Here is a 21,051-nt window from a genome sequence, read left to right as displayed (position 1 = left end):
GCCGCCCCGGCGATCAACGCAAAGGCCTTTCCCCCTCCACTGAGACCGGCGTCAGCTGCCAGATGTCCTCGTTGTATTGTTGCATCGTCCGATCGGTTGAAAAAATACCGCTGCGCGCGCTGTTGATGATGCTCATTCGATTCCAGCGCTCATGGTCCTGAAAGGCTTCAGCCACCGCAGCCTGAGTGTCCACGTAATCCCGGAAGTCGGCGAGCGTCATCCACGGGTCGTGCGGGCTTTTCAGGTTGGCCAGGATTTCATCAAACAACCCCGGTTCAAACTGGTTAAAATGCCCCGACTCCAACAGGCCGAACACCGCCTGCAAGTCCGGGTCCCGATCGATACAGCCCTGAGGATGGTAGTGCTGACGCAGCTCCGTGACCTCTTCGGTGCGCAAGCCAAACAGGAAAAAATGATCGGGACCGACCGCGTCATGAATTTCCACATTGGCTCCATCGTACGTCCCGATGGTCACCGCGCCGTTCATCATGAATTTCATATTGCCGGTGCCCGAGGCTTCTTTACCGGCGGTTGAAATCTGCTCGGACAGATCGGTGCCGGGCGCGATCACTTCCATGGCCGAAACGTTATAGTCGGGGATGAACACCAGCTTGAGTTTGTCGCCCACATCCGGGTCGTCATTGACCACACTGGCGACATTATTGATCAGTTTGATGATGTTTTTCGCCACCGCATAACCGGGTGCGGCTTTGCCGCCGATGATCACCGAACGATTGGTCCACTGATCGATATCGCCTCGCTTGATGCGGGAATAAAGATGAATTACATGCAACACATTAAGCAACTGACGCTTGTATTCGTGAATTCGCTTGACCTGAACATCAAACAAACTGCTCACGTCCAGCTGAACCCCGGTTTTACGTGCCACCATGTCCGCAAGGCGTTGTTTGTTTTCACGTTTGACCGCCATCCATTCCTGACGGAACGGTTTTTCTTTGACCAAAGGCTCGATCTTGGCCAGCTGGCTGAGATCTGTAATCCAATCCTCACCAATGTGCGTTTTCAACAACTGACGCAATCCTGGATTAGCACTGGCCATCCAGCGCCGTTGCGTTACGCCATTGGTTTTGTTATTGAATTTCTCCGGCCAGAGCTGATAAAAGTCGTGAAACAACCCTTCTTTGAGTAAGCGCGAATGCAAAGCCGCCACCCCATTCACCGAGAAGCTGCCGACGATGGCCAGATACGCCATGCTCACCTGATCATCGCCATCAATGATCGACATCCGTTGCTGGCGCGCCGTGTCCCCCGGCCATTTCATCGCCACCTGGCGTAAAAAGCGGGCATTGATCTCATAAATGATTTCCAAAAGGCGCGGCAACAGCTTTTCAAACAGTGCCACCGGCCACTTCTCCAGCGCTTCAGGCAACAAGGTATGGTTGGTATAGGCCATACACTGACTGACAATCGACCAGGCGTGCTCCCAATCGAGCCGTTGTTCATCCACCAGCAGGCGCATCAACTCCGCCACCGCCAGACTGGGGTGCGTGTCGTTCAACTGAAATACATTCTGCTCATGAAAACGCTCAAACGCTTTGCCATGCGTCTCCACCCACTGACCCATCACGTCCTGCAATGACGCCGAGACCAGGAAGTACTGTTGACGCAGACGCAACTCTTTGCCGTTTTCACTGGCGTCATTCGGGTACAGCACCATGGTGATGTTTTCGGCTTCGCTCTTTTTGGCGACGGCTTCAAAATAGGAGCCCTGGTTGAATTCCTGCAGATCGAACTCTTCCGGGGACGACGCCGACCAAAGACGAAGCGTGTTGACGGTGTTATTTTTAAAACCGGGGATCGGCACATCAAACGGCACCGCCAATACTTCTTCCGCATCTTCCCAATGCACGATGAACTCACCGGTTTCCGGGTCTTTGTAGGGTCGGGTGTAGCCGCCAAATCGCACCATCCGCGTGTACTCCGAGCGCTGAATCTCCCAGGGATAGGAGCCGTAGGCAAGCCAGTGATCCGGTTCCTCGATCTGAAAACCGTTTTGGATCAGCTGCTTGAACATGCCGTACTCATAACGCAACCCATAACCCAGTACCGGCAGTTGCAAGGTCGCACACGAATCCATAAAGCAGGCGGCAAGACGGCCCAAGCCACCGTTGCCCAGGCCTGCGTCCCGCTCGGCCTGTTCAACTTCCTCCATCGAGAGCCCCAGGTTATAGAGCGCCTGATCGGCCTTGGTTTCAATCCCCAGATTGAGCATATTATTGGACAAGGAACGTCCGATCAGAAATTCCATCGACAAGTAATAAGCTTTTTTGCTGTCGCACTGTTGATAGGCCTGCCAGGTTCGCTTCCAATGGGTCATAAGCCGGTCGCGCACGGTATAAGACAGGGCATTGAACTGATACCAGGCTTCCGAGCGCACACTGCGCCCAAAGGTGTTGTAGAGGTAGTTAATAAAATCCTCTTCGATGTCTTCGACATCCATCCCGGTTTGTTTGAGCAGTTCCGCAATGCGTTTTTCCTGCTCCGGGGTTAATGAGTGGCGATGAGTTTGGGTCGATTTTGCCGTCATGTGTGTCTCCATTGATAGACTTCACTCGCGAACCCCACGTCAGGTTCCAGATATTCATTACAACGCCAAGGCCTGGTTGTTTGGGTGACGCTTCCGTGACATGTCCGAGTCAAAGAATGACAGCACAAAGGCGTCCGCCTGTGTTTTTGACCAGGCCTGGTCAATTTAAACCGTTTCAAACAATTGCAAATAACGCTGAGCGCTTTTTTCCCAGCTAAAATCCTGTTGCATGGCGGTTTTTTGTAGCTTCTGCCAGCTTCGTTTGCGCCCGTAAAGGTAGAGAGCGTGCAAGAGCGTGGATTTAAGCGCATGGCGACTGGGGTCATAAAACACAAAGCCCGTCGCCGTGCCCGCTTTCAGATTGTCTTCGGTGGCATTGACCACGGTGTCCGCCAGACCGCCGGTGGCATGCACCACCGGCAGCGTGCCATACGCCAGACTGTAAAGCTGGTTCAACCCGCAGGGTTCGAAACGCGAAGGCATCAGGAACAGATCCGCGCCTGCCTCCACTCGATGCGCCAACTTTTCGGAATAGCCGATGTAGACCATCACCCGCTCGGGATGATGGTGCGCCAGTTCGTTCAGCGCATACTCAAAATGGCGTTCTCCGCTGCCCACAAACACGAAACGGGCATCGGTCTGTGCCAGCAGCTCCGGTAGCACGTCCAGCACCAGATCAATCCCTTTTTGCGGGACCAGACGTCCCACCAGCCCAACCACCGGAGCCTGTGAATCTAAAACGCTTGGCGGCAGATCCCAAAAATCGAGCATGGCCGCCTTATTCACTTTTTTGGCCGCCACCCGTCCTTTGTCCGCGCAATAGTTTCGCTCGATCAGCGGATCGGTTTTCGGGTTCCAGACCCGTGAGTCAATGCCGTTGAGCACGCCCAACAGACGCCCTTCGCTTTCGCGTTGCTGCAGCACACCTTCCAGCCCGTAGGCGTACTCGGGAAAGGTAATTTCCCGGGCATAACTCGGACTGACGGTGCTCACCCAATCGGCAAACACAATGCCGGCTTTCAGCATGGACACATGCCCGTGAAATTCAATGCCATGCGGCCCCCACCAATGCCAGGGCAACCAGAGCGAATCGAACAGCGACTTGGGAAACAATCCGGCATACGCCATATTGTGAATGGTAAACAAGGTGCGGGGACGGTTCATTTCCTCGCTCAACAGCGCCGGCACCAAACCGGTCTGCCAGTCGTTGGCATGCACCCAATCCGGTGCCCAGTCAAGTCCGGCACGATTCATCGCCACCTCGACCACCACTTTGGCAAACACCCCGAAGCGCTCGCCATTATCCCACCAGTCCTCTCCGTCGGCGGCCATATACGGGTTGCCCGAGCGTTTGAACAGCTCCGGAATGTCCACCAGCCAGACCGGCACATCAATGCCTTCGACCTGCGCCTGCAACAACCGTGCATGCAGATGGCGACCGCAACCTCCAACGGTCAGATCAGCAATCTGCTGAACCTGATCGAGTTTTTCCATGACATCGCCATAAGCAGGCATAATCAGCCGCACCGACTGATTCAGTCGGGCATAGGCATTGGGCAAGCTGCCCGACACATCGGCCAGCCCCCCGGTTTTGATCAACGGGTGCGCCTCAGAGGTGGCAAAAAGCAGATTCATTGTTGTGTGTGACTCCAGATCATTCGGTTTCGGTTGGGCAGCGTTTCAGTACCAGTGCCCCGAGAGGCGGCAGGGTCACTTCGGCGGAAACCGGTCGGTTCATCCATTCAACCGCCTGGGTTTCAAGACCTCGACCATTGCCCATATTGCTGCCGCCATACAATTCGGCATCACTGTTGATCAGTTCTTGGTACCGGCCCGGCTCCGGCAAGCCCAGCCGATACCCTTCTCGCGGCACCGGGGTAAAATTAAACACGCAGACCAGCACCGTTTCATGCGAACGACCTTTTTCATCCACCCATTCAGCGCGACGCTCAAAGCTGATGATTGACTGCTGATAGTCGTGGCAATCAATCCAGGCAAACCCCTCGCTTTCAAAGTCACGTTGATGCAGGGCCGGTTCCTGTCGATACAGCGCCAAACCGTCCTTGAGAAAAAGCTGAACCCCTCGATGCACCGGGTTGTCGCACAAATCCCAGTCCAGCCCGATCTGCTCATTCCATTCGCGCCACTGAGCAAACTCCGACCCCATAAACAACAGTTTTTTACCCGGGTGACACAGCTGATAGGCCATGAGCAGTCGAAGGTTGGCCATTTTCTGCCACAGATCGCCCGGCATTTTGTCGGCCAGCGAGCGCTTCAAGTGCACGACTTCGTCGTGCGAGAGCGGCAACACAAAGTTTTCGCTGTAGGCGTACATCTGACTGAAAGTCAACTGATCGTGATGGTAGGGACGATAAATCGGGTCCTGCTCGAAATAAGCGAGGGTGTCGTTCATCCACCCCATGTTCCATTTCATGGAAAAGCCCAATCCTCCCATCCAGGTCGGGCGAGACACCATAGGCCAGGACGTGGACTCTTCGGCCATCACCACCGTGCCCGGGCACTGCGCGTGCACCTGTTCATTGAGCTGGCGCAGAAACGAGATCGCTTCCAGATTTTCCGGGCCGCCATGTTCATTGGGCACCCATTCGCCGTCTTCTCGCGAATAATTCAGGTACAGCATCGACGCCACCGCATCCACACGCAGGCCATCCAGATGAAATTCCTTCAGCCAGTAAAGCGCGTTGGCAATCAGGAAGTTGCGCACTTCGTTGCGCCCGTAATTGAAAATATACGTGCCCCAGTCCTGATGCTCGCCCTGACGTGGGTCTTGGTGTTCATAGAGGGCCGTGCCGTCAAACCGGGCCAGGGCAAATTCGTCTTTGGGAAAATGTGCCGGGACCCAGTCCAGATACACCCCAATGCCATGCTGATGCATCACATCAACAAAATACCGAAAATCATCCGGATCGCCATGTCGACTGGTGGGAGCATAATAGCCATGAGTCTGGTAGCCCCAGGACTGGTCCAAACCGTGTTCGGTGATCGGCAGCAGCTCAATGTGCGTAAAGCCCATCCAGTTCACATAGTCGGCCAGGCGGTGGGCAATCTCACGGTAGTTCAGAAAACCACCCGCGTCATCCTGCTGCCAGGACCCCAGATGCACTTCATAAATACTAATGGGCTGACGCTGCCAGTCAAAATCCGCCCGCCTCTGCATCCAGCTGCGGTCCTGCCAGTCATGCCGGGTCTGAAAGACGCGAGAGCCGGTGGCTGGGCGCAATTCCATCGCCTGGGCAAACGGGTCTGTCTTGATCAGACAATGACCGGTTTCGTAATTGCGAATTTCATACTTGTACAGATCGCCCGAATGCAGACCGGGGATGAACAGTTCCCAGACACCGGAGGTGCCATTGGTGCGCATCGGGTGGCGCAAGCCATGCCAACCGTTGAAATCCCCGATCACCGACACGCGTGCCGCGGCCGGGGCCCAGACCGCAAACTGCACCCCCTCCACGCCATCGACGGTGCGTGGATGGGCGCCCAGATGTTCATACAGATGCCAGTGCTGCCCTTCGGCAAACAGGTGCAAATCCAGCTCGCCCAATTGCGGCCAGAAGGTCCAGGGCGACACCGCGCGGTGCGTGCGCCCGTTTTCCACCCACTGCACCGTATAATGCTGCGGCAATGCCGATTTCTGTGCAGCACTCAGTGTGACGTCAAACACAAATGACTTGCCCACGCGCGACAACGCAATTGTCTGCTCGCCTTCCAGGCAAAGCTCGGCGCTGTCTGCGGAGGGCAGCCAGGCACGCACCACCCACTGCTTCCCTTTCCCTGAAGGATGGCATCCCAGATACTGAAACGGGTCGTGATGGGTTCCCGCCATGAGGCGGTCCAACTGCATTTGTGACGTCATAGTCATCCTTTTGTGTCCTGTAAACGGTCGGCGGCCACCACCCGCTGCCGGATTTTTTCGGCCAGCGCGGCATTGACCGCGTGCCAGTCAAACTGCCAGAGCCAGTTGCGCTCCACCGTCCCCGGCGTGTTCATGCGGCTTTGAGAGTCCAGCGCCAGAAAGTCCTGCAAAGGCACCATGGCCAGTCTGGCTGGCGAGGCCAGCGCTGCCTCTATCAGCGGCCAGGGCATGGGCTCGCCCGTATTAACCAGCGGCGAATCGGCTGCCAGCAGCGAAAGAATCCATTGTTTGTGCCCTTCATCCTGCAATGATTGCCACCAGCCAAGGCTGGTATCGTTGTCGTGAGTGCCGGTATAAACCACCGAATTTTCCACTTGAGAATCCAATGCATGCGGGTTGTCCGGCAACCCACTAAAGCCAAACTGCAACACCGACATGCCCGGCAGCGCAAACGCCTCTTTGAGCGCGACCACGTCAGGGGTAATGATGCCCAAGTCTTCAGCCACCAGCTTCAGATCCGGCACGTCACGCCGAATCGCCGTTAACAATGCCTTTCCCGGTGCCGGCACCCAGTGGCCGTTTATGGCAGTGTCTTCCCCGGCATCAATTTCCCAGCTGGCTTCCAGCCCACGAAAATGATCGATCCGTACCCGGTCAAACAACGTGCCGGTCTCGGCCATGCGACGCCGCCACCACAAAAAGTCGTCCTGAGCCATCACCGACCAGTCATAATGCGGGTTGCCCCAGCGCTGCCCGGTTTCGGAAAAATAGTCCGGCGGCACACCGGTCACCACTTCGGGCTGCCCCTGGGCATCCAGTTTGAACTGATCGGGGTTGGCCCAGACATCGGCACTGTCATAGGCCACAAAAATAGGGACATCGCCAAACAATTCAATCCCGCGTGCGTTGGCATCGGCTTTCAGACGCTGCCAGAGCGTGCGCAGTTGAAACTGTTGACGCTTGACCGCCATGATTGCCCGGTCATGCGCCTCTCTGGCCTGTGCCAAGGCTTCGGGGTCACGGTCGCGCAAAGGGGCCGGCCACTGTGACCAGGGCGCCTCCCCATGCTCGGCACGCAGTACCCGAAACAGCGCGTAATCATCCAGCCAGTGAGGCGGGTGGGCAAAAAAGTGTGCAAAGGCGGCTTCATCCACCTCGGCTTCCCAGTCGGTTGGCAGCAATGCCGGGTTCAGCGCAAACGCGGACAGGCTCTGATACGGCGACAACCCTTGAACCGGTTCGCTCAAAGGCAACACTTGCCAGACGCGCAAGCCCGCCTGTGCCAACCAGTCCAAAAACCACCAGGCCTGCTCATCCAAACAACCGGAAGGCAGGGAGGTCGGGTGCATCAACACGCCCGCCTCGCGCACATTATCGGTTTGGATCAGGTCTTCGTTCACGGCATCCGGGTTCATAGAACTCCTTTTTCACCAGGCCTGGTGAAATGTCTAGTTGCGGCGCATGGTCCCCGCATTTTCCATCTGACCACCCCCTTCTGAAAGGGGCTGGGATAACTGCGGCGGTATCGGCTCATCCAGCAGCTCATACAGACGGCGCAGATGACGCCGGTAAAGACGGTCAAAATCTCGCACACTGTCCGAGGGATTGTAATCACCAAACCACCAGAACCAGTCGGACCCTTCACAGATCGCGAGCTGTTCAGACGCTTCGCTGGCTTCCACATCACTCAATCGGCCGCTGACCATGACTCGATCATACGCGCTTTTTGCCTCCACCAACAAGTCCCAGGCCGCATTTTTGTCGGCCTCGCCAATCCAGGTGGAAAAGGAGCCAAACACCCAACTTCCCGCCTTAAGCGTGGACAGGTGTCGTGGCCGGATCGGCGTGGCCAGCGCATCACTGAACGTGGTCATTTCTATGCCCGGGTGTGTGCTCAAGGTGTCATACAAACAACTCAGAAACGCCCAGGCATTATCCGGGTAATATTCCCAGGCATTTTCACCGTCCAGAATCACCGAGACCACGTGCTCTTCCACATCTTCGCCCAGTCCCCGGGCAATGTTTTGCAGGTGATGCACGAAGTTATTGGCCGCATCCTGCGGCCCCCAGTCTTTGTATTGAAACCCAATCAGATCAGAGAGGCCATCGTCCCGGAAAAACAACGCGCAGTGCTGGGTGGCATGCTGCAGAGGCTGATACAGCGCTTTTTTGGACGCCACATCATGATGATCCATGTGCGAGGCTTCACAGGAATGGCGCCACACGCCCTCCCCCGAGGCGGTCCAGCCAATTTCATAGTGATCCAGCAAACCGATGGCGGCCGAACTGATTGCCCCTTCCGACAGCCAGACGCCCTGGGGTCGGCGATCAAAATAATGCTGATAGACCGACATGCCCCGCTCCATGTGCCACTTGGCACGCTCAAACCCGTCCGGGTAAACGGGTGAAACCGGCATGGGGTCATGCGGCTGGGCATCGCGCATGGATTGAAAATCAATCATCAACGGCACAATCGGGTGCCCGTAAGGGGTCATGGAAATTTCAATCTGACCACGGTCCTGACAGGCTTTGTAACGGGGAATCAGTCCCGCGATGACGTCGGTCATGACCTGCATCAGGCGTCGGCGGTCTTCGCTGCCAAAGTGTTCTCCCGCCTCGCCCTTTGCAATCAACGCGCGAATACGTTCATCGTCACGGCGCACGCTTTGGCCCATCCAGGCCAGGTGATACCACACCAGCAGATCCATAAAAAACTGTTCATTAAAATAGGCCAGACACGTGGCGTCTTCCGGTGGTGTGTGCGGATCGCAGTTCGCCATCTCCAACAGTTTGGTAAACGGAGCAAACGGCTGAATCATGGTCGGGGCAAAGGCCTTTTGACAGGCCTGGACGATGTCATAACGCTGTTGCCGATCCTCGGTAATCGGCTCCGCTCCCGCCAGCAAATTCAGCAAACCGTCCTGCATCGGTTCGGCTTTGTCGAGCCAGGCCTGCATCTGATCGGCATAATCACTGAGTTGTTCCAAGAGCACCGGGGCAAAGTTAACCACCACCCGCGCTTCGGGACAGGCTTCCAGGTGCGCCACCATGTCGGAGTAATCCTTAATGCCATGCAAATAAACCCAGGGCAGACGGAAAGCGCCATTGACGCCATCGCGATAGTGCGGTTGATGCATGTGCCAGCACAGAACCAGCTTGATTTTCTGTTCGCTCATAAACCTCGTCCGATTAGCGCGTCATATGAATGTTCTGACCCAGCATGTCCGGCGTCACCAGGACAATCCCCGACTGCGGTTCCACATAAAACCGCTCTGCATCCAGTTTGGCATCTTCACCGATCACGGTGTCCGGGGGAATCACGCACCCCTTATCGATCACCGCATTCTGGATGCGACTGTTGCGCCCCACTTCCACGCGCGGCAACAGCACCGAATCCTTGATCAGGCAATAACTGTGTACCCGCCCACCGCTGGAAATCACCGAGCGCTTGATCCGGGCGCCCGACACAATGCAGCCACCGGCGACCATGGAATCAATCGCCTCGCCGCGTCGGCCTTCGTCATCAAAAATGAACTTGGCCGGTGGCATTTGCGCCTGATAGGTCCAGATCGGCCAGTCTTCATTGTATAAATTGAGGTCCGGTGTGATCGAACAAAGATCCAGACTGGCTTTCCAGTAGGATTCCACCGTGCCCACATCACGCCAGTAGACCGGGTCGCCGTCTTCATCCACGAACGGATACGCCTGCACCTTGTGATCCTCGATCACGGACGGGATGATGTCTTTACCGAAATCCTTGGACGACTCTGGGTTGTCGTGGTCTTCAATCAGTTTCTGAAACAGAAATTCGCGGGAAAAAACATAGATCCCCATCGACGCCAGCGCTTTATCGGGTTTGCCGGGCATCGCATCCGGGTTGGCCGGCTTTTCCGTAAAGTGGGTGATTTCCAGATCGTCGTTGACCGACATCACCCCAAACCCGGTGGCTTCCTCACGCGGCACCTCGATGCAGCCGATGGTCACATCGGCTCCGGATTCGGCATGGTTGTACAGCATCTTGCTGTAATCCATGGAATAAATATGATCGCCGCCCAGCACCAGCACATACTCCGGGGTGTGACGACGCATAATATCCAAATTCTGATAAAGCGCGTCCGCCGTGCCCTGATACCAGCCTTTGTCGATACGCTGCTGAGCCGGCAGCAACTCCACAAACTCACCCACTTCGTAACGCATAAACGACCAGGCCCGCTGCACGTGACGGATCAGTGAGTGCGATTTGTATTGCGTTAGGACACCGATTTTACGAATGCCGGAATTCACACAATTGGACAGCACAAAATCAATGATCCGGTATTTCCCCCCGAATGGCACGGCCGGTTTGGCCCGCCATTTAGTCAAGTCCTTGAGCCGACTGCCTTCACCGCCAGCCAGGACCAGAGCCAGTGTTTGTCGGGTCAGGTCCGTGGCGGTTTTCATCTCGCAATAATTTTTCATGCTCTCTCTCCTCGTCTGATTGAACGGCGAAACGTGTCCCCGCACGTTCAAAATTTCTCTGGCAGACTCCTGTCAGATTACGCTGTTTTGGGCTGCGCTGCCAGTTGTTCGGCCTCCGCCAAAGCACCCAGTAACCCGACCGACTCGTTTACCACCAGTTGTACCGGCCATTGTGTGACCAACGCCCGCATGCGGCCTTTGTTGTGCATGGCATTCAAAAAACGGGGCGAGCGCATCCATTCCTGAATCTTGGGGGCAATCCCCCCAGCCAGGAAAATCCCCGCGCGTGCCTCCCAGATCAGTGCCGCATTGCCCACGTAAGCACCATAAATATCTGTAAACGTTTCCAGAGTGCGTTGCGCAATCGCATCCCCGGTTTTGGCGCTTTCGACCATGTCTGCGGCCCGCATGCGTTTGCGGCCGTGACCATGCGACTGAATACTGTAAAAGTGATAAAGGGTTTCCAGCCCTTCACCGGAAAGGAGCCGCTCATAAGAAACATGGGACCATTTCTGCTGCAGCCAGGTGAGAATTTTGATTTGAACGTCATTGACCGGTGCGAAATCAATGTGCCCGCCTTCGGACGGCTGGGGGAAGAAACGACCGTCACAGTTTTTGACGGGCGCGACCCCCAGTCCGGAACCGGCTCCGATCACCAGGCGATTGCCATTCGGATCGGGTTCACCGGGCTGGAGAGACACGCAGTCGCCCGGTTGCAGCGCATCCACGCCACGGGCGGCCGCATAAAAGTCATTGACCAGGGCCACCTGCCCCAGCACGCCGTCATTGGCCAATTCATCGGCATCCACCCGCCAGGGCAAATTGGTCAGATTGGCAACTCGGCCCGAAACAGGCCCCGGTACCCCGAATACGGCCGCATCAATGGTGGGCAAAGGGTAGTCCGCCAGAAACTGAGTCAACATCACCGTCAGAGAGGGGTAGCCTTTGCTGAGATAACGCGCCTCGGCCAGCACAGTCTGTGAATCGGTATCACGGGCCTGCAGCAACACCTTGGTTGCCCCCACATCGGCCGCAAGAACAACGGACATCGGACCTCCCCGGTCTGTTTTCCGCTCACTTTCCCTGCCCTGGCTCAAAGGGATTCAGGCAAAATGATTGTCCAGACCTTCGCAAATTAGATGACTGACAAACGTATGCGCTTCCTGAATGCGGGCGGTTTCATCCGAATCCACCTGAAACACACAGTGCGCCATGCGACTCAGCGGTGAGTCCTCTCTTCCGGTCAGGGCCACACAGTAACAGCCTTTGGCCAGGGCCGCTTCCAGGCCCTTCACCACATTGGCACTGTGCCCGGACGTGGACAGCGCCATCACCACATCCGGCGCCTGCGCAATCCCTTCTATCTGACGGGCAAAGACGGTGTCAAACTGATAGTCATTGCTGTGCGCGGTCAGAATCGAGGTGTCGGTGGTCAGCGCCAGAGCCGGCAACGGCCGACGGTTTTTGACATAGCGCACCATCATTTCCGCCGCCATGTGCTGGGCATCGGCCGCACTGCCGCCATTGCCCATCCAGAGGACTTTGCCCCCCGCTTCAAACGCATCAATGATTCTAGCAATCAGGGCCTCGATCTTCTGTGACGATTGCGTGACAGAGGCCAATGCCTGCTGATGCGCCGCCAGTGACCGAGCCAGATCAATCTGTGCCATCTTTTTGCTCCTCGGCCTGCGCTTTTTTGACCAGCTCTGTGGTCGAATGGCCCTGCCAGAACGACAGCACCTCGACCTGCCCGCCGCTTGCCAGCACACAATCGGCTCCGGCGATCTGGTCTGGCTGATAATCGCCGCCCTTCACCAAAATATCCGGCTGCAGACGACAAATCAAACGTTGCGGCGTGTCTTCCTCAAACGGCACCACCCAATCCACGCAACTGAGCGCCGACAACACCTCCATCCGTCCGACTAGATCAACGATTGGACGGCTGGGGCCCTTAAGACGACTGACCGAGGCGTCGGCATTGACGCCAATCACCAGCCGATCGCCCAGACGGGCCGCCTCGGACAAATAACGCACATGGCCGCTGTGCAACAGATCAAAACAGCCGTTGGTAAACACCACCTTTTCGCCTTTGCTTTGGGCCAGCTGCACCAGTTCTGCCACCTCGGTCTCGCTCATACTGGCATAGCCCTGATGACTGTGCGCCTGGCGCCATTGCGCTTCCAACTCGGCACGCGTAACGGTGGAGGTACCCACTTTTTTGACCACCAGCCCGGCCGCTTCATTGGCCAGCCGCACCGACTGGGGAAGCGTCATGCCACTGGCATAAGCCGTCGCCAGTGCCGCCATCACCGTGTCCCCTGCACCGGTCACATCAAACACTTCCTGCGCCTTGGATTGCAGCGTCGTTGCGGCATGCTCGGCTTCGACCAGCGCCATGCCATGCTCGCTACGCGTAATCAACAAGGCCTGCGTGCCCAGAGATTCCCGCAGTGATTCCGCTTTTTGCAACAAGGTGGCGGTATCCGGGCAGGGCCCGACAATGTGTTCAAACTCCGACTGATTGGGCTTGATCAGCGTGGCGGAACGGTATCGCGAAAAATCATCGCCCTTGGGGTCGATCAGCACCGGCACGCCTGCCTGATTGGCGGCTTCGATCATGACCGCCACATCGGTCAGACTGCCTTTGGCATAATCCGAAATCACCAACGCATCGTACCCCGCCACCGCACGGCCAACCTTCGCTGCCAGTTCACTGGCCGCCTGTGGCGGCACGGGTTCTTCGAAGTCCATACGAATCAACTGCTGGTGATGGCTCAAGACCCGCAGCTTGCAAATGGTGCCGACCTCACTGTAAACCCAGTCAGGGGTCACGCCGGCTGCGCTCACCACCTGCTCCAGCTGTTGACCGTGGTCGTCCTGACCCACCACGCCCATCAGAGTCGCCTGAGCCCCCAGAGCGGCCACATTCAGCGCCACATTGGCCGCGCCGCCAGCGCGAACCGTCTGTTCGCCGACCTTGACCACCGGCACCGGGGCTTCAGGGGAAATGCGTTTGGCCGAACCGGCCCAATACTGGTCGAGCATGACATCGCCGACCACCAGAATCCGCGTCCTGGAAAATTCGTCCATAATCATCTAAGAGTTTGTTTAAAATAGTCGCTCACCATCGCGAATGTGAGCCGGATGGTGTCATGTTACCGTATTCTGAAACAGTCTGACAGGATTCTAAACCCTATGCCTCTGATTTCACGCTCAAACACGCGCCCACTGATCACCGGCCTGCTTCTGGCCTCGCTGACGATGCCCGCTCAAGCCGTTGACCTCAACCGAACGCTGCTTTCCACCGCGATTGCCGGCACCATTGCGTCCTTCGGACTGGCGTGCTATCAACAGAAAACGCCCTGCACCCTGGCGCAGGAAATGGCTTCGGACCGGCGCAGTGTGTCGGTGGACCTCGGGCGCGATGACACCCTGCAAAACCGAGCGCTCTGGCTTGGCATGGACTGGCAAGGGCCGATTTACGAATCCGATCGCTTCATCGTCAACGGGCGTTGGGCCCTGAATCTGCAATACTGGTACAGCAACGAATCCGGTGTTCGCAACGACAACGGCTACATTCTGGGCCTGACCCCGGTGTTTCGCTATCAATACAAAGCCGACTCCCTGCGCCCTTATCTCGAAACCGGCATCGGCCCTCAATACCTGAGCGACGTCTGGCTCGAAAACGACAACAAGTCGACCCAATTCCAGTTCGGCAGCATTCTGGGCATCGGCGTGGCACACGATGGATACGAAATCGGCTATCGCTACCAGCACATTTCCAACAACAACATTCAAACGCCCAACCCGGACACCGACATTCACAACATCCATATCGGATGGCATTTTTAACCAGGCCTGGTCAATTTATGAGTCAATTCAACGCCCTGCAAATCGCCAAAGACGTTATCCAAATCGAAGCCGAGGCAGTACAACACCTGACACAACTGCTGGACGATCAGTTTGAAGGCAGTGTTCACACCATCCTGAACACACGCGGTCGACTGGTCATCTGCGGCATGGGCAAATCCGGCCTGATCGGCAAAAAGATCATGGCCACCCTCGCCAGCACCGGCACGCCCTGTTTTTTCATGCACCCGGGTGAAGCCTTTCACGGCGATCTGGGCATGGTCGCGCCCGATGACATTTTCCTGGCGTTGTCCAACTCGGGCGAAACCGAAGAGGTGATCAAACTGATCCCGTTTCTTAAAGACAACGGTAATTCGATCATCGCCATGACCGGCCGACCCGATTCCACGCTGGCACAAAACGCCGACTTTCACCTCAACATCGCCGTGCCCAAAGAAGCCTGTCCGCTGCAACTGGCCCCCACCTCTTCCACCACCGCCACGCTGGTGATGGGGGACGCGCTGGCGGTGGCGCTGATGCAGGCACGTGATTTTCAGCCTCAGGACTTCGCCCGCTTCCATCCCGGCGGCAGTCTGGGCCGCAAACTTCTGACCCGGGTCAAACATGAAATGACCTCAGGTGACCTGCCGTTCATCGACGGTTCGGCGCCGATGATCGATGTGGTGCATGCCATGACCGAAGGACGTCTGGGGCTTTGCATTGTCAATCAGGGGGAAGGCGTGATCACGGATGGCGATCTGCGGCGGGTCATGGAAGCCGATCCTCAGAGCTTCATGCAACAGACCGCAGCCCAGATCATGACGCCGGAACCGCAATGGATCCATCAGGACGCCCGGCTGACTGAGGCCGAAGAACGCATGACCGGCAAAAAAATCACTTCATTGCTGGTGCGCCAGCGCGAAAGCGGTCAACCTAACCCCGTGGTCGGGGTCATACAGATTTATGACCTCAGCTAATCGCTTGGCCGGAGACACGCGATGACGCTTCGAACCTATCGATGGCTGTTGCGCCTGCTCTGGCCCCTCATCGCCTGGTCCGGTTTTCGCCGCTGTCGCCGCGCCGACAGACAGGCCAGACAGAACCCAGACGAGCAGCCGATCCGGCATTGCCTGGCGGCCCGCTTCGGTCGCCACCCCGGCCCGTTCCAAACCGGCAGCATCTGGGTGCACGCCGTCTCCGTGGGCGAAACCCGCTCGGTGTTCCCGCTGCTCAAGGCGCTGCATCAGCACAACCCCGACACCCCTTTAACCTTGACCAGCGGCTCCACTCAGGGAGCGCAACAAGCGCTGCGCTTCTGCCCCGTGCCCATTCAGCACCAGATGATCCCCTACGACCTGCCCGGCCCGGTCAACCGCTTTCTAGACCAGCTTCAGCCCAGACTGGTGCTGATGGTCGAAACCGAAATCTGGCCCAATTTATACCAGGCCTGCCGTGAACGCGGCATCCCGCTGCTGCTGATCAATGCCCGCATCAAACAGCGTTCGTTTCGCGCCTATCAGAAATGGGGCGGCGCCTTGATCCGCGACGCGCTGATCCATACCGAACAGATCGCAGCGCAATTTCCGATTGATCGCAATCGCCTGATCGAACTGGGCGCGCCCGCAGAAAAGGTGCACACGCTCGGCAATCTTAAATTTGATCTGGAAATCGATTCGGCCCAGATGGAACGGGCCATACAGTGGCGACAGGAAAACAGCCTGTCCAATCGCTTTATCTGGGTGGCCGCCAGCACCCATGCCGACGAGGAAGAAAAAATGCTGGCCGCGCACGACCGTTTGCGTCAAAGCGTGCCCGATGCCCTGCTGATTTTGGTGCCCCGTCACAGTGATCGCTTTGCAACCGTGGCCGATCTGGTGGCGGACCGCCCTCACCGCATCCGCTCGCAATCGAGCCAACCGGCCGCCGACACACAGGTGTATCTGGCCGACACCATCGGCGAACTGATGCTCTGGTACGCGGTGGCGGATGTGGCTTTTGTTGGCGGCAGCCTGGTGCCCTTCGGCGGCCATAACATTCTGGAACCGGCCACCTTGCGCAAGCCAGTGCTGTCAGGGCCACACTATCAGAATCTGAGCGCGCTCTATGAATCGTTTCTGCAAGACGATGCCATCACCCTGGTTGACACACCCGAACAACTGGGCACAGTATTAACCGAGTTGGCGCTGGACACGAGCAAACGAGACGACCTCGGCCAACAGGCACAACAGTGTTTTCAACGGCAGACCGGGGCCCTGTCGCGCTTACTGACTCTGCTCGCGCCTTGGTTGCCGGATTCGCTGCCGGAAACGCAAAAACAGCGCGAGCCCGAGCATTCCCAAGGTCGCCAGCCATAACGGTGTGTGGCCCCAACGCACAAACGGTGTCTCTCCCTGGTAAGGCTGGATCTCACCACGCAGAACACCTGCTTCATACAAAGGAAGCTGCGAACGGATCTGTCCGTCCACGCCCACAATCGCCGTATAACCGGTATTGGTGGCCCGGGCGATTTCACGCCCCAGTTCCAGGGCGCGCATTTGCGCATCCTGCATTTGCTGCGCCGGTTCAAAGGTGTGGGCAAACCATGCATCGTTGCTGACGGTGACCAGAAAATCCGCCGCCCTGGCGCTCGGCGCCAACTCCGTGCCAAACGCCATCTCATAGCAAACCGACAAGCCGACCTGATGCGCCCCGAGTTGCAACGGGGCCTGGTCGGTCGCCCCGGCGGTAAATTCCGAAAATGGAATGTCAAACCAGCCGCTGATCACCGACAACAGGTCGTAAAACGGGAAAAACTCACTGAACGGCACCAGATGGCGCTTGTCATAAAACTGGGTCGGATCGCCCGCGTTCACAATCGAATTAAAATAGGCCTCACCCGCGTCGTCTCGACGAATCACGCCCAGCAAAATGTCTTTTTCCAGCAACTGAGCGTCGCGAATAAAGGAACGCAGTGCCCCACGTTCGACCACATCAAAATAACCGGGGACGGCGGTTTCCGGCCAGACAATGACATCCGCGCCCATGTTGTCACGAGTCATGGACACATACCGCTCAAGCGTCGGCATCAACTGACTGCCCTGCCATTTCTGGTCCTGAGGCACATTGCCCTGCAACAGAGCAATGTCCACGGGGTTTCCTTTGGGCGTCACCCAGTCGACACGTCCCAATAACACGCCACCGCCCCAGATCAGCGCCAACGCCGTGGCACTCAATACCCAGGTGCGGGTCTTGAATAGCCACAACAGAATCCCGGCACTCAAAGCCACCAGCCAGGAAACGCCCATGGCACCAATCACCGGCACATAACCGGCCAGACTGCTGTAGAGGTGACTGTTGCCGGTCACCAGAAACGGAAACCCGCCAAACAGAGAGCCGCGTATCAGCTCCGCCAGCACCCAGACCGCTGGCATCAACCCCAGCCAGTGCCAGGCCTGGTCAACACGCCCCGGTTCGGGCCGTTTAAGCCAGCCGACCAGGGCACCGGCCAACATAAAATACGCGGTTAGAAAGGCAATAAAAATGAAAACGGCCACCACCGACAAAGGCAAAGGCACATCGGCAAAGAGATAAATACTGGAGATCAGCCAGCTCACGCCCACGCCAAAAAAGCCAAACCCGAACCACATGCTTTGCTGAACGGCACGTGTCAGGGTGGGGGCCTGCTGCCAAAACCAGAAAAGCCCAATCAATGCCAGCAACGCCAGAGGAGCCAGACCGATTGGCGCATGGGCAAACACCATCAGCCCGCCCAGACCAAACAGGGCCGCATCCTGACGCTGCGGGCGAAAAAACGCCAGGGCCGCCTTCATTCGTCGCGACGCTCCGTGGTTGAGCCGTCTGCCTCGGCCGCCTCCGCGGCATCACTTGCGACCTCTGCATCACGCTGCTGCGCTTCATCCAGCGGTTCCACCAGGTAGCTCTCCACCCGGCGCTGATCGGCCTTGAGCACCGTCAAGCGCAAAGGCGGCAAGTCGAACGACTCACCTTCTTCGGGAATGCGTCCCAGAGTTTTATTGATCACCCCGCCAATGGTTTCCAACATGTCATCTTCCAGCTGCGTGTCAAACGCCGCATTGAAATCCGCCAGAGGCGTGATCGCCTGCACGGCATAGCCGCCACTGATGTGTTTCTGAATGTTGTCTTCATTTTCATCGTGCTCGTCTTCGATGTCGCCCACGATTTGCTCAAGCACATCTTCAATGGTCACCAGCCCGGCCACTTCGCCGTATTCATCCACCACCAGGGCCATGTGATTGCGGCTGTTTTTGAATTCGCGCAACAAGACATTGAGACGTTTGCTTTCGCTGACCATGACCGGAGAACGATAGAGTTCGCGCAATTGTTCTTTGTCGGTCAGATTATTTTTAACCACCGCTTTGAGCACATCTTTGGCCAGCAGAATGCCAATAACCTCATCCGTATCAGCCGACAGCACCGGATAACGCGAGTGGGACGAGGCAAGCATGGTATCAAGAATCTGTGACAACTCATCGGCTTCGTCCACACAGACCATCTGCACCTTGGGGATCATCACATCGCGCACACGCGACTCGGAGACGCCCAAAACCCCCTGAATCATCAGCATTGCATCGCGGTCGATCAGGTCCTGCGCCTGGGCCAGGGCTAGAAAGGCATCCAAGTCTTCCCGATTTTTTGGCTCGTCCGAAAAAAAGCGTCCCAGTTTTTCCAACCAGGGTCTTCGACTGTCCTCGTCACTCATCGACTTGTTCAACTCCATTGTGCAACATTAGAGGCGGACCTTCCCGGCCCGCATACAAAACCCGTTCAGTAAGGGTTGGGCCAACCCAGATCGTTCAACACGGCGACCTCAATGGCCTCCATTTCCTTCGCCTCTTCGGGGTCCAGGTGATCAAATCCCTGCAGATGCAGACAACCATGGACCACCATGTGCGCCCAATGCGCCACGAGCGGCTTATTCTGTTCTTCGGCTTCCTGGGCCACCACTTCCGCACAAATCACCAGATCGCCCAGATAAGGCAACGCTTCGCCCAAATCCACCAGCGCAGGCGGGTTCTCAAACGGAAAGGAAAGCACATTGGTGGGCCGGTCTTTGTCCCGATAGGCCTGATTGAGCGTCTGGCTTTCTTCGGGTGTCACCACTCGGACCGTCAATTCGGTTTCACCCAGTCGCCAGGGATCACGCAAGGACGCGGCCACCCAGTCCTCCACGTCTGTTGTGGACGGCAACGCCGAACGCAAAGGATCCTCATTTTCCAGTCCCACCTGCCAGTCCAAAGTGATCATCGCCCATCCCCCGATTTGGTGTGACGTTTGTCATACTGATCATACGCCTGCACGATGTTTTGCACCAGGCGATGGCGCACCACATCCTGTGACTGATAAAAGGTAAACCCGATTTCCGGCACGCCTTCCAGCACTTCAATCACATGACGCAGGCCCGAACGCTGATTTTTTGGCAAATCACACTGAGTGATGTCCCCGGTAATCACCGCCTTGGAGCCAAAACCGATTCGGGTCAGAAACATTTTCATCTGTTCGGTGGTGGTATTCTGGGCTTCATCCAGAATCATAAACGCTTCGTTCAGGGTGCGTCCGCGCATGAACGCCAGCGGCGCCACTTCGATCACATGCTTTTCCATCAGACGTTCCACCGTCTCAAAGCCAAGCATTTCAAACAGCGCATCGAACAACGGACGCAGATAGGGGTCCACTTTCTGTGTCAGGTCCCCCGGCAAAAAACCCAGCTTTTCTCCGGCTTCCACCGCCGGACGGGTCAGAATAATGCGGCGCACCTGATCCTGCTCCAGCGCGGCGACCGCGGCGGCCACTGCCAGATAGGTCTTACCGGTCCCGGCCGGACCGATACCAAAACTGACATCATGATCGGCCAGGGTGCGCAAATAATGGGCCTGGTTGGCATTGCGGCTTTTAATGACTTTCTTGCGGGTTTTGATCAACTGCTGTTCGCTGTCCATCGACTGGGCCTGTTCATGCCCGATCGCCTGCAGGGCCATATGAATTTTTGGCGGGTCCAGCGGCTCTTTGAGTGCTCGCTCATACAGGTCACGCAGAAACTGCTCGGCTGCCACCAGCCGTTCCGGCAAACCCGTCACACTGAACTGAAAGCCCATGTGGTTGATTTCCACGCCCAGACGCAACTCGAGTTGGGACAAGTGCTCACTCTGATAACCGCAGAGGTTGAGCAGGGCTTCGTTATTTTCAGGGGTGAGAACAAATTGTATGGTGTTGAGTGTGGTCAAAAACCCTTCCTGTTTCGTTGATGTCCAGATGTGCCAAACGCGCGGGGCACGTAAAGTGTAAAGTGAAGTTTACACAA

General features: G+C 56.9%; 16 protein-coding genes. 3 read left to right on the top strand and 13 right to left on the bottom strand.

Annotation, left to right across the window (positions count from 1 at the left end; all coding sequences use genetic code 11):
* Positions 1-13: 13 nt before the first annotated feature.
* The 9 genes from AVO41_RS07445 to hldE form a co-directional block, all read right to left on the bottom strand.
* A complete protein-coding gene (locus tag AVO41_RS07445) occupies positions 14-2,548 on the bottom strand; it encodes a glycogen/starch/alpha-glucan phosphorylase (RefSeq protein WP_068585040.1) in 2,535 nt (844 codons plus the stop codon).
* A gap of 165 nt (positions 2,549-2,713) precedes the next feature.
* Positions 2,714-4,183 (bottom strand): glycogen synthase GlgA, encoded by a 1,470-nt coding sequence (gene glgA, locus AVO41_RS07440; RefSeq protein WP_068585037.1) that lies wholly within the window; start codon positions 4,181-4,183, stop codon positions 2,714-2,716.
* A 19-nt stretch (positions 4,184-4,202) separates the two neighbouring features.
* Positions 4,203-6,431, bottom strand: a complete 2,229-nt coding sequence (gene glgB, locus AVO41_RS07435) for a 1,4-alpha-glucan branching protein GlgB (RefSeq protein ID WP_068585034.1) — start codon at positions 6,429-6,431, stop codon at positions 4,203-4,205.
* Positions 6,428-7,840: a 4-alpha-glucanotransferase gene (malQ, locus tag AVO41_RS07430; RefSeq protein WP_068585032.1), complete on the bottom strand. Its 1,413-nt coding sequence runs from the start codon at positions 7,838-7,840 to the stop codon at positions 6,428-6,430. Before malQ ends, glgB begins: the two co-directional genes overlap by 4 nt.
* A gap of 33 nt (positions 7,841-7,873) precedes the next feature.
* Entirely contained in the window at positions 7,874-9,601 is a 1,728-nt protein-coding gene (locus AVO41_RS07425; RefSeq protein WP_068585027.1) for a glycoside hydrolase family 57 protein, read from the bottom strand.
* 13 nt (positions 9,602-9,614) lie between these two features.
* Entirely contained in the window at positions 9,615-10,883 is a 1,269-nt protein-coding gene (glgC, locus tag AVO41_RS07420; RefSeq protein WP_068585024.1) for a glucose-1-phosphate adenylyltransferase, read from the bottom strand.
* Between the two features lie 77 nt (positions 10,884-10,960).
* Positions 10,961-11,932 (bottom strand): glucokinase, encoded by a 972-nt coding sequence (gene glk / locus AVO41_RS07415; RefSeq protein WP_068585021.1) that lies wholly within the window; start codon positions 11,930-11,932, stop codon positions 10,961-10,963.
* Between the two features lie 54 nt (positions 11,933-11,986).
* A complete protein-coding gene (locus tag AVO41_RS07410; protein ID WP_068585018.1) occupies positions 11,987-12,553 on the bottom strand; it encodes an SIS domain-containing protein in 567 nt (188 codons plus the stop codon).
* Positions 12,540-13,979: a bifunctional D-glycero-beta-D-manno-heptose-7-phosphate kinase/D-glycero-beta-D-manno-heptose 1-phosphate adenylyltransferase HldE gene (gene hldE / locus AVO41_RS07405; RefSeq protein WP_068585015.1), complete on the bottom strand. Its 1,440-nt coding sequence runs from the start codon at positions 13,977-13,979 to the stop codon at positions 12,540-12,542. Before hldE ends, AVO41_RS07410 begins: the two co-directional genes overlap by 14 nt.
* 99 nt (positions 13,980-14,078) lie before the next feature.
* Here hldE and AVO41_RS07400 point away from each other — a divergent pair, with 99 nt between their 5' ends.
* Genes AVO41_RS07400 through AVO41_RS07390 form a run of 3 tightly spaced genes read left to right on the top strand, consistent with a single transcriptional unit; the run spans position 14,079 to position 17,086 of the window.
* Positions 14,079-14,735 carry an acyloxyacyl hydrolase gene (locus AVO41_RS07400; protein WP_068585010.1) on the top strand — a complete coding sequence of 219 codons (657 nt, stop codon included), beginning with the start codon at positions 14,079-14,081 and terminating at the stop codon, positions 14,733-14,735.
* A gap of 17 nt (positions 14,736-14,752) precedes the next feature.
* A complete protein-coding gene (locus AVO41_RS07395; protein WP_068585007.1) occupies positions 14,753-15,709 on the top strand; it encodes an SIS domain-containing protein in 957 nt (318 codons plus the stop codon).
* 21 nt (positions 15,710-15,730) lie between these two features.
* Positions 15,731-17,086, top strand: coding sequence for a 3-deoxy-D-manno-octulosonic acid transferase (locus AVO41_RS07390; protein WP_068585005.1), 1,356 nt, complete (start codon positions 15,731-15,733; stop codon positions 17,084-17,086).
* On the opposite strand, the gene lnt is transcribed toward AVO41_RS07390, so the two are convergent.
* From lnt to AVO41_RS07370, 4 genes are all read right to left on the bottom strand, one after another.
* Positions 16,994-18,541 (bottom strand): apolipoprotein N-acyltransferase, encoded by a 1,548-nt coding sequence (gene lnt, locus AVO41_RS07385; RefSeq protein ID WP_068585003.1) that lies wholly within the window; start codon positions 18,539-18,541, stop codon positions 16,994-16,996. The two genes, AVO41_RS07390 and lnt, sit on opposite strands and share 93 nt — an antisense overlap.
* A complete protein-coding gene (locus AVO41_RS07380; protein WP_068585000.1) occupies positions 18,538-19,452 on the bottom strand; it encodes an HlyC/CorC family transporter in 915 nt (304 codons plus the stop codon). Before AVO41_RS07380 ends, lnt begins: the two co-directional genes overlap by 4 nt.
* A 65-nt stretch (positions 19,453-19,517) precedes the next feature.
* The gene (gene ybeY / locus AVO41_RS07375; protein WP_068584997.1) at positions 19,518-19,997 is read right to left on the bottom strand and encodes an rRNA maturation RNase YbeY; all 480 of its coding nucleotides are present in this window, start codon (positions 19,995-19,997) and stop codon (positions 19,518-19,520) included.
* Positions 19,994-20,974, bottom strand: coding sequence for a PhoH family protein (locus AVO41_RS07370; protein ID WP_068584994.1), 981 nt, complete (start codon positions 20,972-20,974; stop codon positions 19,994-19,996). Before AVO41_RS07370 ends, ybeY begins: the two co-directional genes overlap by 4 nt.
* Positions 20,975-21,051: the final 77 nt, after the last annotated feature.

Origin of the sequence: Thiomicrospira sp. WB1 (genome assembly GCF_001507535.1) — a bacterium.
Taxonomy (GTDB): domain Bacteria; phylum Pseudomonadota; class Gammaproteobacteria; order Thiomicrospirales; family Thiomicrospiraceae; genus Hydrogenovibrio.
The sequence above is the reverse complement of the archived record's forward strand: the minus strand, read 5'-3'. Positions and strand labels throughout refer to the sequence as shown.

Coding starts and splice junctions, on each gene's coding strand:
- AVO41_RS07445 (WP_068585040.1), bottom strand. CDS start 2,548: ATGACGGCAAAATCGACCCAAACTCATCGCCACTCATTAACCCCGGAG.
- glgA (WP_068585037.1), bottom strand. CDS start 4,183: ATGAATCTGCTTTTTGCCACCTCTGAGGCGCACCCGTTGATCAAAACC.
- glgB (WP_068585034.1), bottom strand. CDS start 6,431: ATGACTATGACGTCACAAATGCAGTTGGACCGCCTCATGGCGGGAACC.
- malQ (WP_068585032.1), bottom strand. CDS start 7,840: ATGAACCCGGATGCCGTGAACGAAGACCTGATCCAAACCGATAATGTG.
- AVO41_RS07425 (WP_068585027.1), bottom strand. CDS start 9,601: ATGAGCGAACAGAAAATCAAGCTGGTTCTGTGCTGGCACATGCATCAA.
- glgC (WP_068585024.1), bottom strand. CDS start 10,883: ATGAAAAATTATTGCGAGATGAAAACCGCCACGGACCTGACCCGACAA.
- glk (WP_068585021.1), bottom strand. CDS start 11,932: ATGTCCGTTGTTCTTGCGGCCGATGTGGGGGCAACCAAGGTGTTGCTG.
- AVO41_RS07410 (WP_068585018.1), bottom strand. CDS start 12,553: ATGGCACAGATTGATCTGGCTCGGTCACTGGCGGCGCATCAGCAGGCA.
- hldE (WP_068585015.1), bottom strand. CDS start 13,979: ATGATTATGGACGAATTTTCCAGGACGCGGATTCTGGTGGTCGGCGAT.
- AVO41_RS07400 (WP_068585010.1), top strand. CDS start 14,079: ATGCCTCTGATTTCACGCTCAAACACGCGCCCACTGATCACCGGCCTG.
- AVO41_RS07395 (WP_068585007.1), top strand. CDS start 14,753: ATGAGTCAATTCAACGCCCTGCAAATCGCCAAAGACGTTATCCAAATC.
- AVO41_RS07390 (WP_068585005.1), top strand. CDS start 15,731: ATGACGCTTCGAACCTATCGATGGCTGTTGCGCCTGCTCTGGCCCCTC.
- lnt (WP_068585003.1), bottom strand. CDS start 18,541: ATGAAGGCGGCCCTGGCGTTTTTTCGCCCGCAGCGTCAGGATGCGGCC.
- AVO41_RS07380 (WP_068585000.1), bottom strand. CDS start 19,452: ATGAGTGACGAGGACAGTCGAAGACCCTGGTTGGAAAAACTGGGACGC.
- ybeY (WP_068584997.1), bottom strand. CDS start 19,997: ATGATCACTTTGGACTGGCAGGTGGGACTGGAAAATGAGGATCCTTTG.